Source organism: Rhizobium sp. BK181, from assembly GCF_014193305.1.
Taxonomy (GTDB): Bacteria; Pseudomonadota; Alphaproteobacteria; order Rhizobiales; family Rhizobiaceae; genus Rhizobium.
Window position 1 is genome coordinate 83,185 of sequence record NZ_JACHZA010000014.1, and the last position, 16,654, is coordinate 99,838.

At 61.1% G+C, this 16,654-nt stretch carries 17 protein-coding genes; 10 read left to right on the forward strand and 7 right to left on the reverse strand.

Going from position 1 to position 16,654, the window contains the following annotated elements; genetic code table 11:
* The first annotated feature begins 93 nt into the window (after positions 1 to 93).
* From FHT77_RS24145 to FHT77_RS24175, 7 genes are all read left to right on the forward strand, one after another.
* On the forward strand, positions 94 to 924 hold the full coding sequence (locus FHT77_RS24145; RefSeq protein ID WP_183757360.1) for a transporter substrate-binding domain-containing protein: 831 nt from the start codon (positions 94 to 96) through the stop codon (positions 922 to 924).
* A 99-nt stretch (positions 925 to 1,023) separates the two neighbouring features.
* Positions 1,024 to 1,467, forward strand: a complete 444-nt coding sequence (gene aroQ, locus FHT77_RS24150; protein WP_183757361.1) for a type II 3-dehydroquinate dehydratase — start codon at positions 1,024 to 1,026, stop codon at positions 1,465 to 1,467.
* A gap of 7 nt (positions 1,468 to 1,474) precedes the next feature.
* On the forward strand, positions 1,475 to 2,143 hold the full coding sequence (locus FHT77_RS24155; RefSeq protein WP_183757362.1) for an amino acid ABC transporter permease: 669 nt from the start codon (positions 1,475 to 1,477) through the stop codon (positions 2,141 to 2,143).
* 10 nt (positions 2,144 to 2,153) lie between these two features.
* Complete coding sequence (locus FHT77_RS24160; RefSeq protein ID WP_183757363.1) at positions 2,154 to 2,798, forward strand: amino acid ABC transporter permease; 645 nt, start codon at positions 2,154 to 2,156, stop codon at positions 2,796 to 2,798.
* A gap of 56 nt (positions 2,799 to 2,854) precedes the next feature.
* Positions 2,855 to 3,583: an amino acid ABC transporter ATP-binding protein gene (locus tag FHT77_RS24165; protein ID WP_183757404.1), complete on the forward strand. Its 729-nt coding sequence runs from the start codon at positions 2,855 to 2,857 to the stop codon at positions 3,581 to 3,583.
* A 15-nt stretch (positions 3,584 to 3,598) separates the two neighbouring features.
* Complete coding sequence (locus FHT77_RS24170; protein WP_183757364.1) at positions 3,599 to 4,672, forward strand: Gfo/Idh/MocA family protein; 1,074 nt, start codon at positions 3,599 to 3,601, stop codon at positions 4,670 to 4,672.
* Positions 4,669 to 5,496 carry a shikimate dehydrogenase gene (locus FHT77_RS24175; RefSeq protein WP_183757365.1) on the forward strand — a complete coding sequence of 276 codons (828 nt, stop codon included), beginning with the start codon at positions 4,669 to 4,671 and terminating at the stop codon, positions 5,494 to 5,496. Before FHT77_RS24170 ends, FHT77_RS24175 begins: the two co-directional genes overlap by 4 nt.
* 130 nt (positions 5,497 to 5,626) lie before the next feature.
* Here the strand turns inward: FHT77_RS24175 and FHT77_RS24180 are convergent, their stop codons facing one another.
* Positions 5,627 to 7,660, reverse strand: coding sequence for a BTAD domain-containing putative transcriptional regulator (locus tag FHT77_RS24180; RefSeq protein WP_183757366.1), 2,034 nt, complete (start codon positions 7,658 to 7,660; stop codon positions 5,627 to 5,629).
* A 111-nt stretch (positions 7,661 to 7,771) separates the two neighbouring features.
* Between FHT77_RS24180 and FHT77_RS24185 the strand changes: the two genes are divergently transcribed.
* The 3 genes from FHT77_RS24185 to FHT77_RS24195 all read left to right on the forward strand — a co-directional run bounded on the left by FHT77_RS24185 (position 7,772) and on the right by FHT77_RS24195 (position 10,411).
* A complete protein-coding gene (locus FHT77_RS24185) occupies positions 7,772 to 8,614 on the forward strand; it encodes a class I SAM-dependent methyltransferase (protein ID WP_183757367.1) in 843 nt (280 codons plus the stop codon).
* Between the two features lie 199 nt (positions 8,615 to 8,813).
* Positions 8,814 to 9,041 carry a hypothetical protein gene (locus FHT77_RS24190; protein ID WP_183757368.1) on the forward strand — a complete coding sequence of 76 codons (228 nt, stop codon included), beginning with the start codon at positions 8,814 to 8,816 and terminating at the stop codon, positions 9,039 to 9,041.
* A 338-nt stretch (positions 9,042 to 9,379) separates the two neighbouring features.
* Positions 9,380 to 10,411, forward strand: a complete 1,032-nt coding sequence (locus tag FHT77_RS24195) for an aldo/keto reductase (RefSeq protein ID WP_183757369.1) — start codon at positions 9,380 to 9,382, stop codon at positions 10,409 to 10,411.
* Positions 10,412 to 10,452: 41 nt separating this feature from the next.
* On the opposite strand, the gene FHT77_RS24200 is transcribed toward FHT77_RS24195, so the two are convergent.
* The 6 genes from FHT77_RS24200 to FHT77_RS24225 all read right to left on the reverse strand — a co-directional run bounded on the left by FHT77_RS24200 (position 10,453) and on the right by FHT77_RS24225 (position 16,648).
* Entirely contained in the window at positions 10,453 to 11,523 is a 1,071-nt protein-coding gene (locus FHT77_RS24200) for an ABC transporter ATP-binding protein (RefSeq protein ID WP_183757370.1), read from the reverse strand.
* Positions 11,520 to 12,347, reverse strand: coding sequence for a carbohydrate ABC transporter permease (locus FHT77_RS24205; RefSeq protein ID WP_183757371.1), 828 nt, complete (start codon positions 12,345 to 12,347; stop codon positions 11,520 to 11,522). Before FHT77_RS24205 ends, FHT77_RS24200 begins: the two co-directional genes overlap by 4 nt.
* Entirely contained in the window at positions 12,344 to 13,246 is a 903-nt protein-coding gene (locus FHT77_RS24210) for a carbohydrate ABC transporter permease (RefSeq protein WP_183757372.1), read from the reverse strand. The genes FHT77_RS24205 and FHT77_RS24210 overlap by 4 nt, the downstream gene beginning before the upstream one ends.
* A 110-nt stretch (positions 13,247 to 13,356) precedes the next feature.
* Entirely contained in the window at positions 13,357 to 14,589 is a 1,233-nt protein-coding gene (locus tag FHT77_RS24215; protein WP_183757373.1) for a sugar ABC transporter substrate-binding protein, read from the reverse strand.
* 65 nt (positions 14,590 to 14,654) lie between these two features.
* Positions 14,655 to 15,557, reverse strand: coding sequence for a sugar phosphate isomerase/epimerase (locus tag FHT77_RS24220; RefSeq protein ID WP_183757374.1), 903 nt, complete (start codon positions 15,555 to 15,557; stop codon positions 14,655 to 14,657).
* 11 nt (positions 15,558 to 15,568) lie between these two features.
* Entirely contained in the window at positions 15,569 to 16,648 is a 1,080-nt protein-coding gene (locus tag FHT77_RS24225) for a Gfo/Idh/MocA family protein (RefSeq protein ID WP_210281014.1), read from the reverse strand.
* Positions 16,649 to 16,654: the final 6 nt, after the last annotated feature.

Genomic DNA, 16,654 nt, shown 5'->3' on the forward strand with positions numbered 1-16,654 from the left:
ATTTAGGACAAGCTGTCTGACAAGGATTAGGACATACGGTCAGGGAGAGTGACTGTCGCGGTCGCAAACGGCCGCCCAACGGAGGAGGAATCCATGCTGAAATCAATGCTAACGCGGCGAAACGCGATGCTTTGCGCTGCCGCTCTGATAGCCGCAGCCGGGCTGGCAAGGCCGGCCGCCGCCATTACCCCGGACGAAATCAAGGCCCGGGGAAAAATCATCGTCGGCATCCAGGGCGACAACCCGCCGTGGGGCTTCGTCACGAGCGGCGGCAAGCAGGATGGCCTCGACGCGGATATCGCAACTCTTTATGCCAAGGAGCTCGGCGTCGAGGTCGAGTTCGTGCCGCTGGAGGTCAATAACCGCATACCGGCGCTGACGACGGGTCGCGTCGACGTGCTGTTTGCAACCATGGCGATGCTGCCGGACCGCGCCAAGGCCGTTCAGTTCTCCAAGCCGTACGTCGCCAATGCGATCGTGCTGATTGCCCCGAAATCCATGCCGATCAAGACAAATGACGACATGGCGAACCTGACGATCGGCGTCGCGAAAGGTGCGGCACAGGATACCCAGGTGACCAAGAATGCGCCGCAAACGGCAACGATCCGCCGCTTCGATGGCGACGCTCCGAGCGTCCAGGCTCTTGTCTCCGGCCAGGTCCAGGCTCTCGGCGGCAACATCTTCTACATGGACCGCGTCGAGAAGGCCCGCCCAGGCGAATTCGAAAACAAGCTCGAATTCCAGAAGCTCTACAATGGTGCCTGCACGCGGCTGGGGGAAAAGGAAATCAACGCTTCGATCAACGCCTTCATCGACAAGATCAAGGCCAACGGCGAACTGAAGACCATCTACGACAAGTGGATGAAAGTTCCCGTACCGGAATTTCCGGAGAAGCTCGAGGGCATCCCCTTCGCCGCCAACTGACCGGCCGACCTGTTCCAGCGAATAGGAGCGACGGGCATCACGATGCCCGTCGACGTTGCCGCTATACCTGAGAAGCCGTGCGTTTCGAGGAGCGCGACCATGACCAAGACCATCTTTGTGCTCAACGGGCCGAACCTTAATCTCCTTGGCCAGCGCGAGCCGACCATTTACGGCACCACGACGCTCGCCGACATCAAGGAAAGATGCATTGTCCGGGCACGGGGCCTAGGCTTTATGGTCGAATTCCGGCAGACCAATTTCGAGGGGGAACTGGTCGAAAGCGTGCATCAGGCGCGGAACGAGGCGTGCGGCATCATCATCAATCCCGCTGCCTATACCTTCACATCGATCGCCCTGCTTGACGCGCTGAAGACCTTCGATGCGCCGAAGATCGAACTGCATATATCGAATGTGCATGCCCGCGAGAGCATCTACCACAATTCACTGATCTCGCGCGTCGCGACCGCAATCATGATTGGTTTCGGCGCCCGTGGTTACGAACTGGCGATCGAGGCGATGGCCGAAATGGCAGGGCGGAGCTGAGCGCGGCATGAACTACCAACTTGATTTCACGCCAGTCATCGATGGGCTTGCGAGCCTGCTACTTGGCTGTCTCGGCACCTTCCTGCTGGCGATCTGCGGCATGCTGCTTGCGATCATCATCGGCGTTGGCGGCGTAGCCCTGCGCGACTCGCCTCTGAAGCCCGTCCGCTGGGTGGTGATCGGTTTCGTCGAACTGATCCGCAATACGCCGTTCCTGGTGCAGATTTTCTTTCTCTATTTCGCCCTGCCGCTTGCCGGCATCCGGCTCGACCCGACGCCGACGGCGATCATCGCCCTCGGCATCAACGGGGGCGCTTATGCGATCGAAATCATCCGTGGCGGCGTCCAATCCATCCCCAAGGGCCAGATGGAAGCCGGGTTGGCGCTTGGCCTGCATAAGCTGCAGGTGTTTCGGCTGGTCATCCTGAAGCCTGCGTTGCGGGCGATCTACCCGTCGTTGACCAGCCAGTTTGTGCTGCTGACGCTGTCTACCAGCATTGCTTCGGCAATTTCTGCTTACGAGTTGACCTCGGTGTCCCAGCGCATCGAATCCGAAAGTTTCCGGAGCTTCGAAGTCTATTTCACCGTGACGATCTTCTACCTCGTCATTTCCTGGCTGATGATGCGTTTGTTCTCGCTCCTGTCGGCCCGCTACTTCAGCTATCCGGTCAAATAGGAGACGAACGATGGGCACGGACGAATTCGTCTTTCTCCTGATCGGCCTCAAGTGGACCGTTCTTCTGTCAGCAGTGGGCTTCGTGTGCGGCGGCATTGCAGGGCTTGGCGTAGCATTGGCGCGCACCTCGCAATGGCCGCTGTTGGAGCGCGTGACGGCGGGCTATATTGGCATTTTTCAGGGCACGCCGCTGCTCATGCAGCTCTTCGTCGTCTATTACGGGCTTGCCCTGATCGGCCTGAAGCTCGACGCCTGGCTCGCGGTCGCGATCGGTTTGACGCTGCATGCCAGCGCCTATCTTGGCGAGATCTGGCGTGGCTCGATCGATGCCGTGCCTCGCGGCCAGACGGAGGCGGCAAAAGCGCTCAGCCTCAAATACATCTCGCGCATGAAGGATGTGATCCTGCCGCAGGCAATCCGCATCTCCCTGCCCGCGACGGTTGGCTTCCTCGTGCAGTTGATCAAGGGAACGTCATTGGCTTCCATTGTCGGCTTCACCGAACTGACCCGGGCCGGCAACATCATCTCCAACCAGATCTTCCAGCCGCTGACGGTCTTTGGGATCGTTGGTGCGCTCTACTTCCTGATGTGCTGCCCGCTGACGATCCTCGGCGCACGGCTCGAACGCCGCTTCGCCGCCTCTGGTGCCCGCTGAACGCCGTTGATGAGAACGAGACCATGAGCAACATGTCGACATCTGCCGCCGAGACCATGATCACCATGACCCACGTGGAGAAATGGTATGGCGCGTTTCAAGCGCTGCACGACATCAACATGTCCGTGCAAAAAGGCGAGAAGATCGTTCTCTGCGGACCTTCCGGCAGCGGTAAGTCGACGCTCATCCGCTGCATCAATCACCTGGAGAGCTACGAGAAGGGCGAGATCCGCGTCGGCGGCATCCTGATGGGAAACCAGGCCAAGGCGATCGACGCCATCCGCCGTGAAGTCGGCATGGTTTTCCAGCAGTTCAATCTCTTTCCGCACCTGACGGTCCTCGAGAACTGCATGCTGGCGCCGATGCGGTCACTCGGGCTGCGAAAGCCGGAGGCCGAAGAGCGTGCCCGCGCACTTCTGAACAGGGTCAAGATTCTGGAACAGGCCAGCAAATACCCCATCCAGCTTTCCGGTGGCCAGCAGCAGCGCGTGGCCATCGCTCGAGCGCTATGCATGCGACCGAAGGTGATGCTCTTCGACGAGCCGACGTCGGCTCTCGATCCCGAGATGGTCAAGGAGGTCCTCGACACCATGATCAGCCTCGCCGACGAAGGCATGACGATGATCTGCGTGACGCACGAGATGGGCTTTGCCCGCCAAGTCGCCGACCGGGTGATCTTCATGGCGAGCGGCGCGATCGTTGAGGAAGCCCAACCCGCGGACTTCTTCACCAATCCGCGCCACGACCGCACGCGCAAGTTCCTCGGCGAAATCCTTCGAAACTGAATCTGGGGACGTTGAATGACTAGCCAAACTACCCCGTTGAAGATCGCGGTCATGGGCGCGGGCCTGATAGGCAAGCGCCATATCGAAAGGATATCGGCTGAGCCGCGGGCGATGCTTGGCGCGATCATTGATCCGTCCACCTCGGCAAGAGATTTCGCTTCTCGCAAGGGCGCTACCTGGTTTTCGACCCTCGCGGAAGCCAAAGCGAATGTGCCACTTGACGGCATCATCATTGCAACGCCCAACGAGCTCCATACAGAGAATGCGCTTGAAGCCATTCACGCGGGGCTGCCGACGCTCGTCGAAAAGCCGATCGCGCACGATGCCGCTGCGGCGGAGACCATCGCGGCAGCGGCCGAAGCTGCAGGTGTACCAATCCTGATCGGTCATCACCGTCGGCACAATCCGATGATCAAGGCGGTCAAACAGATCCTTGACAGCGGCCGGTTGGGGACGGTCCTGACGGCACACGGGAGCTTCTGGGTTGCCAAGCCGGACGACTATTTTGATGTAGATTGGCGGCGCGAGGCGGGCGGCGGTCCAATCCTCATCAACCTGGTCCACGATGTTGACCTCTTCCGTTACTTCTTTGGGGGGGTCGACAGCGTCCATGCGATGCAGTCGAATTCCACGAGACAACTGGCTGTCGAGGATACCGCTGTCATCCTGGTCCGGTTCGAGAGCGGTGTTCTTGCGACGTTTAATGCGTCCGATGCCATCGCCTCGCCATGGAGTTGGGAACTGACAGCCGGCGAAAACCCCGCCTATCCCCGGCAGGATCAGTCCTGCTACCAGATTGGTGGCACCACCGGGTCGCTTTCCATCCCCCAGCTCACGCTTTGGACGAGTGTCGGAGCGCCGAACTGGCTGGAACAGCTGGTCCAGGAGCACGTCGCATTTGATGCCGCCGATCCGCTCGCCGTCCAGCTCAACCATTTCTGCGATGTCATATCAGGCAAGCAAAGCCCGCTTGTCAGTGCGCGGGAGGGGCTTGCGACCCTTCGGGTAATTGAGGCTATCAAATCGTCTGCGCGTTCGGGTCAGACTGTCCTGCTCAACAACGCCGTGACCAAGGGGACGCTATCATGATCAGCGGCACCACACGGCTCATCGCACATCTCGGCTACCCGACGGAGTCCTTTAAGGCGCCGCTGATCTACAATCCCTACTTTGAAACCAGTGGGATCGATGCCATCGTTGTCCCAATGGGCTGCAAACCCGAGGACTACCCGTCCTTCCTCAAGGTCCTGTTCCGGCTCTCCAACATCCACGGGGCGCTCGTGACCATGCCGCACAAGGTCACGACGATGAGCCTCCTCGACACAATATCCACGAACGCCAAGGTAGCGGGCTCATGCAATGCGATCCGCCTCGGCTCTAGTGGCGAACTGATCGGCGACATGTTTGACGGCGACGGCTTTGTCCGGGGGCTGCTGCGCAAGGGGCGAAAAGTAGCAGGAACCGATGTGCTGATCGCCGGGGCTGGCGGCGTTGGTTCTGCGATCGCCGCTTCGCTGGCTGCGGCGGGTGTTCGACGCATCGCTCTTCATGACGGTAACATGATCGCTCTGAGCGGGCTGCATGAACGACTGAACACCTATTATCCGGACACCCAGGTCACGGCCGGCTCTGCGGACCCAAGCGGTTTTGACATCGTCGTCAACGCAACGCCGCTCGGCATGCGCCAGGATGATCCGCTGCCCGTCGACGTATCACGTCTCTCCCCTGACACCTTCGTCGGCGAAGTTGTCATGAAAACGGAGATCACCCCGTTTCTCGCCGCAGCTCGCGCCAGGGGATGCGCCTTTCAGGTCGGCACCGATATGCTCTTCGAACAGATCCCGGCGTATCTCGAATTCTTCGGCTTCCCGACAACGACAGCCGAGGAACTGCGAAAGATCGCAAGCCTCTGACGCGGCGCGCTCGCCAACCGCAGCTTCACCCTTTCTTGAGTGCTGAACAGGGCGCTTCGCTACGGTCCCGGCGCCTTTGGCCCCACAGGGGATCGCCCAGGCGGTCGATGCATTCGCGCGCCCCGGCCTTTCAATCCAGGCCGACCCGCTTTGCACCCTGCCGAAACAAGACCTGGTCGTCGCGAGGAAAATGGAAGGCCGACATGAAGTCACCAAGGCGGTAGGCCGGATATCGATCGTGAAGCATTGCCAGATACGCTTTTGCTTCAACCAGGCGTCCGGCAATGGAAAGGCAAAGCGTCGCGATCGCCAGAATATGGGCATGGGCGTTCGGACGGGCTGCGGCCTTGACACCCCAATCTGCGGCGTCCTCGATGTTGCCGAGACGCACGAGGGCCAGGGCTCGGCTCGCGAGCATTCCGAAAAGCAGCGGGTCGAAAGGACTGAGCGCGCGGGAGTGATCGGCTGCAACAACCGCTGCACGCGGATCACCGGACTGGGATTGAACGAAGGCGAGAGAGTAGTGGGCGATGGCGAAGCTTGGGCTCAGTTCGACTGCCTGTTGCAGCTCACCGACCGACTGATCGTGCAGCGCCCGTAACCACAGCGCTCGACCCATGGCAAGGTGGGCCGTCGGGTCCCGCTCGTCTGCCATCATGCTCTGGCTCGCCGCCCGATAGGCAAGCTCGGCCTCGGCGTCGCGATCTGCCCAATGCTGAAAGGCACTCTGGAAATGGGTAAAGGACAGCCCGGCATGGGCGCGGGCAAATGTCGGGTCCAGTCCTATTGCTCTTTCGAAAAAAAGCTGCGCTTGCTCGTTGTCGCTTTTGGTGAAGCGATACATGTGCCAGAGCCCCAGGTGGTGAGCCTCCCACGCATCAAGAGAGTTCGGCGCCTTCAGGAGGGCACGATTGCTCTCGATCGCCTCGACTTCGCGCTCGATCGAGACGACGATTCTGCTGCCGATTTCGTCAAGGAGGAGGAAGGTATCGGCAACCCGGCGCTCGAAGACATCAGTCCAGGCGATGCGAGACGACCTTGCTTCGGTCAACTCGACGCGAACGATGATACGGTCAGCGATGCGCTGGAACGATCCGTCGACGACATAGTCGACGCCCAGCAGCTGCGCCGTCTCGCCGACTGTGTGGTGGCGCTCCCTCAGTGCGAACATCGTGCCTTGGGCGATGACGTGAAAGGAGCGAAGCTTCGCAAGCCGGGTGATGATGTCGTATGCCAAAGCATCGCAAGGACCGCCAGGGGCGGCCACGGCCGAGATCTCATTGAACGGCATGATCGCAATCGACGGCCGCCGCGGCTCTTTGGGCAAGGTTTCTGTGTCGCGGGGAGACGATGAGGGCACGGCATTAGCACTGGCCTGTCGCGGCCGGAAGCTGTCGTCGGTCTGTGTTCTCACCGTCAGCCAGGCGTCATGCAGGGGTCGCTCGTTGATACCTTCGGCACGAAAAAGTTTCGTGGTCGCGTCAAGATGCTCCTCGCCCTCTCGAAAACGGCCCGCCCTGGCGAGGGACATCAAGAGCAGTTCGTGCGGGCGAATATCGAAGGGCGAAAGCTGGATCCAGCGATCGAGGTAGGCCTGGGCCTCCTCCGACGGCAAACGCTGCACCATATGCTCAAGAAGGGCGGCATGAATGTCGCGCAGTCGACGGCGCTGCGACACCAGCCATGTTTCGAACGCCGGGCTCCGTTCGAGGCTCGACCCATCGTGAAAGTCGCCGGCAAACAGCGCCGCCAGGGATCGCAACTGGTCTTCAGAATGCGTCTTGAAGCCGTGCTGATAGGCCGTTTCCACCTCGATAGCATCGACAGAGCAGTCCGACAGGTCCAGGCCAACAGCGCCGCCGTCGGTGATAACGCGTTGTTCCCCGATGAGCGACCGGATCTTGCTCAGGCACCATCGCAACTCGCCACGCGGATCGTCAGGAATGTCCCACAGCAGATCGCAAAGCTGTGACCTGCCGCGGGGTCGGGGCGAGAGCGCAAGATAGGCAAGAAGCGATCGCACCTTGCGGGATCCGGGGAGTTTCAGGTCGACGCCGTCGCGCCGGATTGCCATCGGCCCAAGCAGTCGGATCTCAAGCGAGCGCCCGTGCTGTTTGGCCTCTCCGCCACCCGATTCCACGCTCGTTCCCACGCCAGCTGCCACGCCGACCCCCACTATCCCTGTCTAAACCAGAGACTGCGGCACGACACGTGCCCAACCACGGTTGCTATAGACGCACCATGAGGCCGACCAATCTGACCGAAGGAGAAAACAATGTCCACATCTGCGGCCGTCGCGCGTGATACTCAGCCAGCCGTTGATTTCGGCGCGCTCAAAGCCCGGCAGCAAAGCGCCTGGTCTTCGGGCGACTACGCAATCGTTGGGACAACCTTGCAAATCGTCGGCGAAAGCCTCTGTGAAGCGCTCGATCTGCGCGCGGGTGCAACGGTGCTCGATGTTGCGGCCGGAAACGGCAACGGCGCGCTTGCCGCCGCCCGACGCTGGTGCGAGGTCACCGCGACCGATTACGTTCCAGCTCTGCTCGAACGCGGCCAGGAGCGCGCCAAGGCCGACCGGCTGCCGATCGCCTTCCAGGTGGCGGATGCGGAACATCTGCCGTTTGCCGACCAGTCTTTCGACAACGTGCTTTCGATTTTCGGCGTGATGTTCACGCCCGACCAGGAGCGCGCCGCGTCCGAGCTTCTTCGGGTCTGCAAGCGCGGTGGTTCGGTCGGTCTTGCGAACTGGACCCCTGACGGTTTCATCGGGCAGATGTTCAAGACGATCGGTAAGCATGTGCCGCCTCCGGCAGGTTCCCGCTCACCGGCGCTTTGGGGTTCACGGGCGCGGCTTGAGGAACTGTTCCCGGGTGCGGTCGCGTCTATCGCGGCGACGCCGCGGCAGTTCGTGTTCCGCTACAAGTCACCGGACCACTGGCTTGAGGTCTTCCGGACCTATTATGGTCCCGTGCTGAAAACATTCGCCGCCCTTGATTCGGTTGCGCGGGATATGCTGACCAACGACCTGCTGGCGCTCATGGAGCGGTTCAATCGCGCCGATGACGGCACCGTGGTCGTGCCAAGCGATTATCTGGAGGTCATCGTCACGAGGCTCTGAACACAGGCTTCCGACACCGGCCGAGCATGGGCTTCTAGCCCCGATGTTCGGCCGTCAGGTCGAGCGGATGTTCTTGAGCCAGGCGCTGCCGCCCGCTTGGAATTGGAACAATGCTCCGATCTTGGAAGCGGATGCCCGATAAAGGCTTGCCCCTGATTGGAGGAGACTTATACGCGAGAAAATCGCGCCAGGGGGTAACATGACACCGTCTGAATTTAGAGCGGCCGTGGAGGTCGCAAGACTGTCGGCAAGCGACATTCACGAACTGCTCGGGGTCGACGAACAAACCCGCCGGCGGTTGGCCGCCGGCGAGCAACCCGTGCCACGTTGCGTCGCCTTGTGCCTGTGGCTGATGGCAGCCTATGGCGTTTCGATCCTCGAGGCGCGCGTTCTTGCGGACGATCCGAGTGTCGCGACGCCGGCTTAGTCGAATCATCCCACCGCTCATGACGATCGCAGCACCCCGTCCGAGGTCGACGCACGAGGCCACCGGACGGGGCAGCGCTGCGACATGTCCCCTTTTTCCCAGACACCTATCAATGAGCCCGCGACAGATCCGCCCATCATTGCTCATGAGCGGTCTATTCCCATTGCAACCTGCGGCCGGCCTTCGATGTCACGAAGTTGTCGCTTGTATCGTCTCGGTTGACGTGAGACGTCGTAGACACACTTTCTCCGGCAAGGCCGACGTCAAAACCGATGGCGTCGTACGGATGATTTCAGCCGCTCAGGCAAAACGTTCCATTTGAAGAAGAGGAGATCTCCATGGACTATCGCAGGCTTGGCAACAGCGGTGCGGTCGTGACCGCCTATTGCCTCGGCACCATGACGTTCGGTGCGGAGGCGGACGAAGCGGCATCGCACAGGCTGCTCGACGATTACTTCGCCTGGGGCGGTAACTTCGTCGACACGGCCGACGTCTACAGCGCCGGCGCGTCGGAGGAAATCATCGGCCGCTGGCTGAAGCAGCGACCGACGGAAGCCAGGCAGGCTGTCATCGCTACAAAGGGTCGGTTTCCGATGGGACCGGGCCCGAATGACATCGGGCTGTCTCGCCGCCACCTCAACCAGGCTCTCGATGCCTCGCTCGCGCGCCTTGGCCTTGAGCATATCGACCTCTACCAGATGCATGCATGGGATGGGCTGACGCCGATCGAGGAGACATTGCGCTTCCTCGACGATGCCGTTTCAGCAGGCAAGATCGGCTATTACGGATTTTCCAATTATGTCGGCTGGCAGATCGCCAAGGCGGCGGAGATTGCCAAGGCGCGCAGCTACAGCCTGCCGGTGACGCTGCAACCCCAGTACAATCTGCTGGTGCGCGACATCGAGCTCGAGATCGTCGCGGCCTGCCAGGACGCAGGCATGGGCCTGTTGCCCTGGTCACCGCTTGGGGGCGGCTGGCTGACGGGCAAGTATCGCCGCGACGTGACGCCGACCGGCGCCACCCGCCTTGGCGAAAACCCCGCAAGGGGGATGGAATCCTACACGAAGCGGAATGCGCAGGAGCGGACCTGGGCCATCATCGATACCGTAGCTGACATTGCAAAGACCCGTGGCGTCAGCATGGCGCAGGTCGCATTGTCCTGGACGGCTGCGCGACCCGCGGTGACCTCGGTCATTCTGGGAGCGCGAACAAACGAACAGCTCGCGGACAACCTTGCCGCGGCAAAGCTCGTCCTGTCGGAGGGCGAGATGGCAAGGCTGAACGAAATCAGCCAGCCTCTGGTCGCCGACTACCCGTACGGAGCCGGCGGCACGAACCAACGGCATCGCAAGATCGAAGGCGGCCGCTAGGATTGATGAGCGGCCGGATCATCGTCCGGCCGCTTGACAAATCAGAGGCGTGCCCCGCTCGTCTCGTCGAAGAGATGCAGGTTCGCGGGATCGACGGTCGCGCCGATCGCCTCTCCCGCCCGGGCGGTGCCACGTCCCGTCTCCACGATCGTCAGTTCAGGGGTCGTCGATGCCGTGATAAAGGTGGAAGAACCTGTCGACTCGACCACCGCCACCGGGACGTCAAAGGTCCCCTGCCCTGGGGCGGTCACGCCGATATGCTCAGGGCGGATGCCGGCCGTGACCTTGCGCCCAGGCTGCACCTGGTGATCGATCGCGATCCGGTGCTTGACGTTGCCGAGATCGATCGTCAGGCTGTTGCCATCGTCGCTGGCCACGGCCGGAATGAAGTTCATGGCGGGCGATCCGATGAAGCCTGCGACGAACTTGTTGGCGGGCTTGTCGTAGAGATCGAGTGGCTTGCCCTGCTGCTCGATCACGCCTTCGCGCATCACGACGACGTGGTCGGCCATGGTCATGGCTTCGATCTGGTCATGGGTCACGTAGACGGAGGTCGCGTGCAGCCGGTCATGCAGCGCGCGGATTTCCTTGCGCATGTGGACGCGAAGGGCGGCATCGAGGTTTGACAGCGGCTCGTCGAACAGGAAGGCCTTCGGGTGGCGGATGATCGCGCGGCTCATCGCGACACGCTGGCGCTGGCCGCCTGACAATTCGCGCGGATAGCGCTTCAGGAGATGCGACAGGCCGGTGGTCGCAGCAACCTCGGCTGCCGCCTTCCTGGCTTCAGCCTTCGCGACGCCGCGGATGCGCAGGCTGTAGGTGAGGTTCTCTTCCACGGTCATGTGCGGGTAGAGCGCGTAGGACTGGAACACCATGGCGACGTCACGCTTGCGTGGCGGCACGTTGTTCATGCGTTCGCCGGCGATTTTGAGCTCGCCTTCCGAGATGCTTTCCAGTCCTGCGAGAGACCGCAGAAGTGTTGACTTTCCACAGCCCGACGGACCGACAAGCGCGACGAAGGTGCCCTTGGCAATCGACAGGTTGATGTTCTTCAGGGCATGGAATGCGCCATAATGCTTGTTGACGCCGCTGAGCTCGATCTGATTGGTCATTTGAGGGCTCCAGAGGTTAGGCCGGATACGATGCGGCGCTGCAAGAGGACGAAAATGGCGAGGATCGGTGTCACATACATCGTGGCGTAGGCCATGATGTTGTTCCACTCGTTGGTGTTCGGTCCCATGAAGGAGTTGAGGCCAACGCTTGCCGGCTGAAGCTCGGCTGCCTGGATCATCGACTTCGAATAGACGAACTCGCCGAAGGCCTGCATGAAGATCAGGATGGCGCTGACCAGGATGCCATTGCGGGCGAGCGGCAGCACGATGCTGAAGAAAGCGCCGATGCGGCTGTTTCCATCGACTAGGGCGGCCTCCTCGAGCTCCATCGGCACGGCCATGAACGTGGCCCTGACCAGGACGACGAAGAAGGGCATGCTCTTTGCGGCAATCGCGATGATAACGGCAAGGCGTGGATAATCCAGCATGCCGAGCTGCGAGAAGCCGACGAAGATCGGCGTTACCATCAGCGACGCGGGCAGAACCTGCAGCATCAGGATCAGGAAGAGCCCGATGTCGACCCAGACATTGCGGTAGCGTGCCAGCACGTAGGCGCAGCCGACGCCGAGCACGGTGATCAGCGTGACAGCGCCGACGGCGATGACCAGCGAGTTCCAGAGGTAGCGGCCCATGCCGCGGCTTTCCCAGACATAGCCGAAGGTGCCCCATTGCGGATCGCCTGGCCAGAAGCTCGGCGGCGTGGCGAACATCTCGGACCCGCCCTTGAGTGCGGTGATGTACATCCAGTAGAGCGGGAACAGATAGATCGCGGCCATGACGATGGCGATCACGAGCATCAGGCGGTTGCGTGTCGTCTCGCTCATCCGCGCACCTCATGACGTGTCGAGCGGACGTAGACGACCGAAGCGAACATGACGAAGACAATCATGATGACGGAAATGGTCGCACCCTTGGCGAAATCATACTGGCGGAAGGACAAATCCCAGGCCCAGTACTGCGTGACGTTGGAGGAGTTGTTCGGGCCACCCGAGGTAATCGCGGCAAAGAGGTCGAACTGCTGCAATGTGAAGATCAGGCCAAGCGCGATGATGGCGCCGATCGTCGAGCGCATCATCGGCAGCGTGATCGTCCAGAAGCGCTGCCAGGCATTGGCGCCATCGAGCTCGGCTGCCTCGTAGAGATCGCCGGGAATACCCGAAAGGCCGACCGACAGCAGGATCATGTTGAAGGCAGTTCCGAGCCAGACATTGGCGATGATGACGGCATAGAGCGAGAAGTGCGGATCGGAGCGCCAGAAGATGTTGCTGCCGATGATGCCGCTCTCCTTCAGGATGAAGTTGAGGACACCGAAGTCGCCCGAGAGGATCCAGTTCCAGATCGCGCCGACAACGAGGCCAGGCATGACCCAGGAGACAAGAAACAGGCCTCTGAGCCAGGAGGCGCCGGGGAACCTGACCCAGAAGAACAGGGCAAGGCCAAAGCCGATGAGGAACTGCCCGGCGATCGAGCCGACCACGAATATCACCGTGTTGCCGAGGATCGGCCAGGTTTCCGGCTGGGCAAAGAGGTCCGTGTAGTTCTTGAAGCCGACGAATGGGCGCGAGAAGGTTCCGAGGCTGAACATGTCGACCTCCTGGAAGCTCATCACCACGTTGTAGATGAGTGGCAGTCCCGCCATCAGGAACAGGAACGCCAGCGGAAAGGCGACGAGCATGATGTCGAAGCCACGGCCGTCCCTGACGCTTGAAAGAATCCGTTTCATCGATCCTCCAATACTCCGAACGGGGCTGCCTTGCGCTTTCGCTTTAAGACAGCCCCTGCCGGGAGGAAATGGTGGGATGGCCCGAAGGCCATCCGGTTGTCCGGAAAGGGTTAGCCGAGCACAGCCTTGATCTTGTCGGCGGCCTGGTCGAGTGCGTCCTTCGGCGACATCTGACCGGTCAGGGCAGCCTGGATGGCGTCCTGAATTGCCTTGGAGATCTTCGGCCATTGCGGGTGCGGACCGCGCGGCTTGGCGTATTTCAGCTGTTCGATGAAGACCTTCAGCGCGTGATCCTTGAGCTTTTCGCCGGTCTCGGGGATGGTGATGTCGGAACGGGCCGGGAGCTGGCCGTAGTTCTTGAACATCTTGTCATCCTGGGAGGCGAAGAACTCGAGTGCCTTGAAGGCCTCGGCTGGATGCTTCGTGCTGGCAAAGATTGCCCAGTTGAAGTCGCCCATCGCCGAGGAGCGCTCCGCGCCCTCCTTCGGAACCGGAAGCAGGGCAACGCCCCAGTCGAACTTTGCTTCCTTCGTCATGCGATCAAGCTCCCAGGGGCCGGAGATCGCCATGGCGGCATTTCCCGAATTGAAGGTGCCGGTCGAGTCCCACTGGCCGCGCGTCAACGTGTCAGGAGAGGCGAGCTTCTCGTCCATGATCGTTTTCCAGGTCTCCAGCGCCTTGACCGCGCCCTCGGCATTGATGTTCTCGTAGCTGCCGCCGCCCATCTGCGCCCAGGGAAGGAACTGGAAGGTGCCCTCCTCGTTCGCCTTGGCGGAGAAGGCGAGACCATAGACGTTCTTGGCGGGATCGGTGAGCTTGCGCGCATCCTCGACAAGCTCGTCCCAGGTCTGCGGCGGCTTGTTCGGGTCGAGGCCCTTCGCCTTGAACATGTCCTTGTTGTAATAGAGCGCGATCGTGTTCGTTGCCTTCGGAACGCCAAAATACTTGCCGTCCCATTCGACGGACTTCAGCGGACCCGGAAAATAATTGTCCGGCTTGATGACCGAGGACGACTTCACCATGTCGGTGATGTCGAGGAAGGCGCCACGCGAGGCAAACATCGCATGTTCCGGATTGTCGACGGCAATGATGTCGGGAGCCTGGCCGGTGGCATAGGCGCGCATCGCTTCGGTGACGACGTCATCGAACTGGATGAGGCGATACTCGATCTTGATGCCGTTGTTCTGGGCGTTGAATTCCTTGACGAGATTGGGAGCCGGCTGGATGTCCTTGTCCAGCGACCACAGCGTCAGCGTGACGTCTTCGGCCTTCGCGGAGAGGCCGAAGAGAGAGACGCCTGCCAGCGCCAAGGCGCCAATCATTGCAAACTTGTGGATACCCATAGTTCTCCTCCTTTGTGGTTATCCCTTGAGAAGCCGGCGAATCCTCCTCGCCGGCCACGACTTGATCAAACCGGATCGACGACGAAAGCGCCGCCCCGGGCATGCTTGAGGTGGTTGAGCGCGTGAACCTGGCCGGTCATTTCGAGTTGATCGCGATAGACCGGGTCATGCCAGCCTTCGATATCGATCGAACCGGACCAGCCTGCAAGGCGCAGTTCGGAAATGATGTCCGTCCAGTTGCTGTCGCCAAAGCCCGGCGTGCGCATGAAGACGAACTTCTCCTTGCCGAAGATGCCATGCTCCTTGATGACGTCCCAGCGGATCGTCGCATCCTTGCCATGCACGTGGAAGATCTTCTTGGCCCATTTGCGGATCTGCGGCAGCGGCTCGATCAGGTAGACCATCTGGTGGCAGGGTTCCCATTCGATGCCGATATGGTCGTCCGGGGTTTCGTTGAAGATCAGTTCCCAGGCGTCGGGATTGTGCGCGATGTTCCAGTCGCCGGTCGCCCAGTTGCCGTCCATGGCGCAGTTTTCGAAGGCGATCTTGATGCCCTTGTCGGCGGCCCGCTTGGCAAGATCGCTCCAGATTTCCTTGTAGCGCGGCAGGCTGTCGGTCAGCGGCTTGTTGCGGACACGGCCGGTAAAGCCGGCAACGCAGGTCGCCCCGAAATGGTGGGCATTGTCGATGCAGTCTTTCCATCCCTGCAGCGTCTCGAGATCGATCTCGGTGGTTTCAAGCGGATTGCCGAACATGCCGAGCGTCGAGATGGTGATGTCGCGGTCGCCGATGGCGTCGACGCAGCGCTTTCCGAGCTCGGCAAGGTCCTGCCGGTTCGTCGTCTGCCAGAAGAAGGGCTCGAAGCTTTCGAAGCCCAAATTGGCGATCTGGCCGATGCGCTTGTCGGCGCCGCCGTTGGAGGCGCTGACCATGGTGCCGATACGAATGGACTTGGCGGGGTTGCTCACAATATCTTTCCTTATGCTGAAATTTCGATGCGCTTGCCGGTTCTGGCGCTCTCGATTGCGGCAAAGACCATGGCCAGGCTCCTGATGTTGTCGGAGCTCGCGGTTTCCGGCCGCTTGCCCGATCTGATCGCCTCGACGAAGTCGCAGATGACGCTGGCATGACCGTGCGTCTCTTCCTCGTGCTCGGGGTCGGGAACGTTTACGGGCGCAGACCCGTGTAGCAGGCCGGGCTCCGTGCCGGCGACGGTGGCGCGGAACTTATCGGCGCCATCCCAGGTGAGCATGCCGCGCGAGCCAACGAGGCGCCATTCGCTTTCCCAGCTCGTGCGCTCGCCTTCGGCGCACCAAGAGCCGCGATAGGTAAAGATGACATCATCGGAAAATTCGAAGGTCGCATTGGCGCTTGCACCATGCCTGTACCATGACCCCTTCGGATTCTTCTCGACGCAATAGACAGCGAGCGGCTTCTTGTCGGCGACAAAGCGGGCCGCGTCGAAGGTATGGATCGCCATGTCGAGCAGAAGGACGTTGTCCATCTCCTCGCGGAACCCCCCGAAATGCGGGCCGAGAAAGAAGTCGCAATGAATGGCGGTCAGGTCGCCGATCGCTCCGCTCTTGACGAAGCGGTGCATGCGGCGCACGCCCGATATGAAGCGGCGGTTCTGGATGATGGCGTGGATCCTGCCGGTTTCGGCGGCAAGATCGATCAGTGCCGCCCCTTCTGCAAGCGAGGTCGCCATGGGCTTCTCGCTTAGCACGTGGCATCCGGCCTTCAGCGCGGTCGAGACAACGGTGAAGCGAGCCGCAGGCACGACGACATCGAACACGATGTCTGCGCTCGACTGTGCAATGACTTCGGACAAGTCCGTGCCGATGACGGCGCCCTCAAGACCGAATTCGGATGCCAGCGCTTCGGCTGCTGCCGGGTTGACGTCGACGAGGCCGCTGACCTCGATGGCGGCCGCCAGCGTCGGCGTTTCCTTGATGGCGCGCAGCCAGCCTTTGGACATGGCTCCGCACCCGCATAGAACGGCTTTCAAAATCACGATTTCCTCCGATGGGTGGTTTCCGGCTTTCCTCCCGAAACGCATCCCGTA

What these genes read in the sequence shown, in the direction of transcription:
- FHT77_RS24145 (WP_183757360.1), top strand. Translation starts at nt 94, where the DNA reads ATGCTGAAATCAATGCTAACGCGGCGAAACGCGATGCTTTGCGCTGCC.
- aroQ (WP_183757361.1), top strand. Translation starts at nt 1,024, where the DNA reads ATGACCAAGACCATCTTTGTGCTCAACGGGCCGAACCTTAATCTCCTT.
- FHT77_RS24155 (WP_183757362.1), top strand. Translation starts at nt 1,475, where the DNA reads ATGAACTACCAACTTGATTTCACGCCAGTCATCGATGGGCTTGCGAGC.
- FHT77_RS24160 (WP_183757363.1), top strand. Translation starts at nt 2,154, where the DNA reads ATGGGCACGGACGAATTCGTCTTTCTCCTGATCGGCCTCAAGTGGACC.
- FHT77_RS24165 (WP_183757404.1), top strand. Translation starts at nt 2,855, where the DNA reads ATGATCACCATGACCCACGTGGAGAAATGGTATGGCGCGTTTCAAGCG.
- FHT77_RS24170 (WP_183757364.1), top strand. Translation starts at nt 3,599, where the DNA reads ATGACTAGCCAAACTACCCCGTTGAAGATCGCGGTCATGGGCGCGGGC.
- FHT77_RS24175 (WP_183757365.1), top strand. Translation starts at nt 4,669, where the DNA reads ATGATCAGCGGCACCACACGGCTCATCGCACATCTCGGCTACCCGACG.
- FHT77_RS24185 (WP_183757367.1), top strand. Translation starts at nt 7,772, where the DNA reads ATGTCCACATCTGCGGCCGTCGCGCGTGATACTCAGCCAGCCGTTGAT.
- FHT77_RS24190 (WP_183757368.1), top strand. Translation starts at nt 8,814, where the DNA reads ATGACACCGTCTGAATTTAGAGCGGCCGTGGAGGTCGCAAGACTGTCG.
- FHT77_RS24195 (WP_183757369.1), top strand. Translation starts at nt 9,380, where the DNA reads ATGGACTATCGCAGGCTTGGCAACAGCGGTGCGGTCGTGACCGCCTAT.
- FHT77_RS24200 (WP_183757370.1), bottom strand. Translation starts at nt 11,523, where the DNA reads ATGACCAATCAGATCGAGCTCAGCGGCGTCAACAAGCATTATGGCGCA.
- FHT77_RS24205 (WP_183757371.1), bottom strand. Translation starts at nt 12,347, where the DNA reads ATGAGCGAGACGACACGCAACCGCCTGATGCTCGTGATCGCCATCGTC.
- FHT77_RS24210 (WP_183757372.1), bottom strand. Translation starts at nt 13,246, where the DNA reads ATGAAACGGATTCTTTCAAGCGTCAGGGACGGCCGTGGCTTCGACATC.
- FHT77_RS24215 (WP_183757373.1), bottom strand. Translation starts at nt 14,589, where the DNA reads ATGGGTATCCACAAGTTTGCAATGATTGGCGCCTTGGCGCTGGCAGGC.
- FHT77_RS24225 (WP_210281014.1), bottom strand. Translation starts at nt 16,648, where the DNA reads ATGCGTTTCGGGAGGAAAGCCGGAAACCACCCATCGGAGGAAATCGTG.